The sequence below is a fragment of the Protofrankia sp. Cr1 genome (assembly GCF_963555865.1).
GTDB lineage: Bacteria > Actinomycetota > Actinomycetes > Frankiales > Frankiaceae > Protofrankia.
In genome coordinates, this window is record NZ_CAUVXO010000565.1 from 1 (window position 1) to 3,329 (window position 3,329).

Below are 3,329 nucleotides of genomic sequence, written 5' to 3' on the forward strand. Positions count from 1 at the left end.
AATTCGGCAGTGTGCCGGACATATGCACGGTGATTCCTCGGCTGATGTTGTCCTTGGGATCCTGACTGCTGACCGTCAGTCCGGATCCGAGGATGTAGTCAGGCTGCAATGCCGGCGAGGGCGGTGCGGTCGATACGGGCGAGTAGCTCGCGGGTGTTGGCGTCGTGCTGGAAGGGGACGAGTCGTTGCCGTAGGTCGGTCATGGCTGTGACGTAGCGGGCGGAGGTGGGGACTCCGGCGGCGATGTCGATGGCCTTGTGACTGGCAACGATCGCGCTTTCGAGGTCGTTTTGTTGGGTGAAGCTGACGGCGATGACGGTTTGGCTGAGTGAGCCGCGTCGTCCGCGGTTCTGCCGGCGGGCGGCCTCGACGGACTGACCGGCGTAGCGGTGGGCCTCGGCTGGGTCGCCGATATCGCGGAGGCTGTTTGCGATTTCTCCGCTGATGTAGGGCTCGTCGATGAACTTCGCCCACTCGGGTTCGTTCGCCGTGTTGACGAGGTCGAACGTCTTCTCGGCCTGCGCGATGGTGGCGGCGGTGTCGGTGGAGCGACCCATGACCGACAGGGCGCGGGCTTCCAACACGTACAAGTCGGTGAGGGCGGCGGGGGCGCGGAGGCCGTGGCGGCCGGTGCGGGCGAGGCGAAGCCCTTCCTCGGGGTGTCCGAGTTGGGTTGCCTGGTCGGAGAGTCCGGCGAGGACGTGGGAACCGAGCATCCGGTTTCCGGACGCGTCGGCGAGCCGCAGGGACTGAATCAGGTAACGCTGCGCAATGCCGTGCTGTCCGCAGTCGAACGCCATCCAGCCGGCGAGGTAGGTCTGTTCGGCGGCGACTTCGAACAGCGCCTGGCGGACGGGTTCGGGGTGGGACTGTTGTAGGAGGGGGAGGACGTGTTCGGTGAGGTATTGGGCGACCGCGCGGCGCGCGATGTCACCGCCGCCTTGGATGACGTCCATTTCCTGGAACACACCGAACATGCTGCGGATGGATTCGACCGCGGCCATGTCTGCGCGGGTGGTGCGTCCGGAGTCGGCGGCGTCCAGGCTGGTCAGGAGCCAATCCCGGCTCGGTCCGGCGAGTGCGCCGAGTACGAACGACGACCGCAGCAGCACATCCCGACGGCGCACGTCGGCCCTCCCGAGCTCGGCAACTGTGCTCAGGGTACGTCGCACGGAGGGTTCGTACACGAGTCCTTGGGCGGTTGGCTCGGGGTCGGTGACCGGCTGCTGGGCGGTTGCCGACGGGCTGTCGACCGCCGGTGGCGCTGTTTCCGTATGGGTGTGCGGTGTGGGTACAGAGGGCTCCCATTGGCGAGGGGTCAGACCGAGCATGCGGCCGGGGATGCGGAGGCCATCGGCGATGCGTTCGATCAGGTCCAGGGTCCCGATCCTGTCCCGCCCGTTCGCAATCTTGCTGACGCGGCTCTGGTCGAGGCCCTCGACCGCGGAGGCAATGCGATCCTGGCTGGCGGCGTCGTACTTCTTCATCAGCCGGAAGGCCGTGCCGAAGTCGCGGTCGGTCAGAGCGGCGCGCATGTCGTCGCGGGCAAGGAGGCGTTCGGACACCGTGTACGGGCCGAGCGAAACAGCCGACATACTTGATCAACCTTCCGGCCGGGAGAGAGGGATACGTCTCGTGGCAGGACTGGTGCCGACAGTACCCGGATTACGCCCGACAGGTAGGGAAAGTTCACCTATTGAGCGGGCGTGTTGCCGTTGTTAACCCGTTGCCGGCCCGGATCAGGTGATGGTCACATGGGAACGTCATCTTCCATGGGTTCGTGTTGTGCCGTGAGGCTGTGGCACAGCCGGCCCGGTCTCGTGTCGAGCGATGGTCTCCGCGGGGCCGGGACGGCGTCCAATCAGCGAGGAATGACCACGGGACGGGATGCGACCGGTGACGGTAACCAGGGACAACACGACGGACAGCGGAAACCCAGATGAGCGGCTACCCGTGCTGTACGGGGTGGTGCGCTTCGAGCCGGGAGGCGAACGGCGGGTCCGCGACACCACGATCACGTTTGATTCGCCTGCGGCGGCGGAGCTGTTCGCGGTGGAGAGCGGCTGGCACGACTACCAGGTGTGCCCGCTGTTCTTCTTCGTCGACACGGTCACGGCACCGGCGGCCGGTCGGGTGCTGCTGGGCGCGGCGTTGGCACGGTCAGTGCGGCAGGCCGGCGGCCGATGACCGACGGTGAACCCGCGACGGTCATGTCGCAAGGGGACGAATGCGCGGTCACGATCTGCCCGGCGGATCGTCCGGCCGACGTGATGCGTGCCTGGGCATCGCTGCCGGACGGGGTCGGTTTCGTGGAAGCATTCGGCGATGTTGAGGTGACACTTGTCTTCCGGTCGGTCGGTGAGCTGGTGTCCTCGTGGGAGCCGGGCGGGACTACATCCGTGCCAGGCTGAGTAGTCACGCGGCGGAGACCGCGGTGAAGCACAAGGGGTCAGAATTCCGGCGGGCGACCATGTCGTTGTCGGTGTTCTGACCCCTTACCTGTTCGCGGCCTGCGCGGTGACGAGCTGCTCGACGGCGGCCAGGCGACGGCTGACGTCGTCCAGGCGCTGTTCGATGCGGTCAATACCGGCGAGGATCTCCCGATCGGTTGCACCGGCGGGGGCATCCGACACCTGGTTGCCGACCAGTACGCGGATCAGATGGTCGTCAGGCCAGCCGAGGGCGCGGGCAAGCGCGATCAACGTCTTGTTCTGTACCCGGCGGCCGTTGCCGCCGTGCTGGATCTGCCGCACCGTGGACACGGACACACCGGAGACGTCGGCGAGTTCCTGCTGTCCGATGCGGCGGACCGCCATACGCTGGTTGACCGCGTCGGCGACTGCGGCCCAATCCTCGCCGACGATCGCGCCCCGCGCCGTGTAGACGGGTGATCTCGGCTCTCGGTCCTCCATGCAGCCGATTTTAGCTTGAAAGCAAACAGCAGGGTATGTGAGGTACACATACTTCCAAGCGGGACCCGCTGGTGGGCCTGATGTCTTTGCTGCACGCTTATGTGGACCTCACATGCTACGGGCACATAATAGTTGATGAGCGGTTCGCGCACGGTGCACTGTATGTCCTGCAACGCCAGACCGGCCGGCACCAGCCGGCACGCTGATGACACAGGACGAGGTGAACCGACGATGGCGATACCGCGGTGGATTCCGGTGGCGTTCGGGGATGTGTTTCCCCACGGCGCATTCGTGCTCGGGGTGGAAGCGGCCAACGACTTTGAGAAGTCGAAGGCCGGAGCGCCGGATGCGCAGGAGCGGGACAAGGAAACCGGTGAGCTGCTGTGGGCGGTGCGGGTGATGGACGCTGACCCGAAC

The 3,329-nt window shown here is 66.2% G+C and carries 4 protein-coding genes and 1 pseudogene; 3 read left to right on the top strand and 2 right to left on the bottom strand.

Annotated elements, in window-relative coordinates; genetic code table 11:
• Positions 1–98 precede the first annotated feature (98 nt).
• A complete protein-coding gene (locus tag U9980_RS25865; RefSeq protein WP_322770316.1) occupies positions 99–1,595 on the bottom strand; it encodes a hypothetical protein in 1,497 nt (498 codons plus the stop codon).
• Between the two features lie 301 nt (positions 1,596–1,896).
• On the opposite strand from U9980_RS25865, the gene U9980_RS25870 reads away from it, so the two are divergent.
• Positions 1,897–2,187: a hypothetical protein gene (locus U9980_RS25870; protein ID WP_322770317.1), complete on the top strand. Its 291-nt coding sequence runs from the start codon at positions 1,897–1,899 to the stop codon at positions 2,185–2,187.
• Positions 2,184–2,411, top strand: a complete 228-nt coding sequence (locus U9980_RS25875; protein ID WP_322770318.1) for a hypothetical protein — start codon at positions 2,184–2,186, stop codon at positions 2,409–2,411. The genes U9980_RS25870 and U9980_RS25875 overlap by 4 nt, the downstream gene beginning before the upstream one ends.
• Before the next feature lie 84 nt (positions 2,412–2,495).
• On the opposite strand, the gene U9980_RS25880 is transcribed toward U9980_RS25875, so the two are convergent.
• Complete coding sequence (locus tag U9980_RS25880; protein WP_322770319.1) at positions 2,496–2,912, bottom strand: helix-turn-helix transcriptional regulator; 417 nt, start codon at positions 2,910–2,912, stop codon at positions 2,496–2,498.
• Positions 2,913–3,143: 231 nt separating this feature from the next.
• Between U9980_RS25880 and U9980_RS25885 the strand changes: the two are divergent.
• Positions 3,144–3,329 (top strand): annotated as a pseudogene (locus tag U9980_RS25885) (plasmid replication, integration and excision activator); the annotation flags it as partial.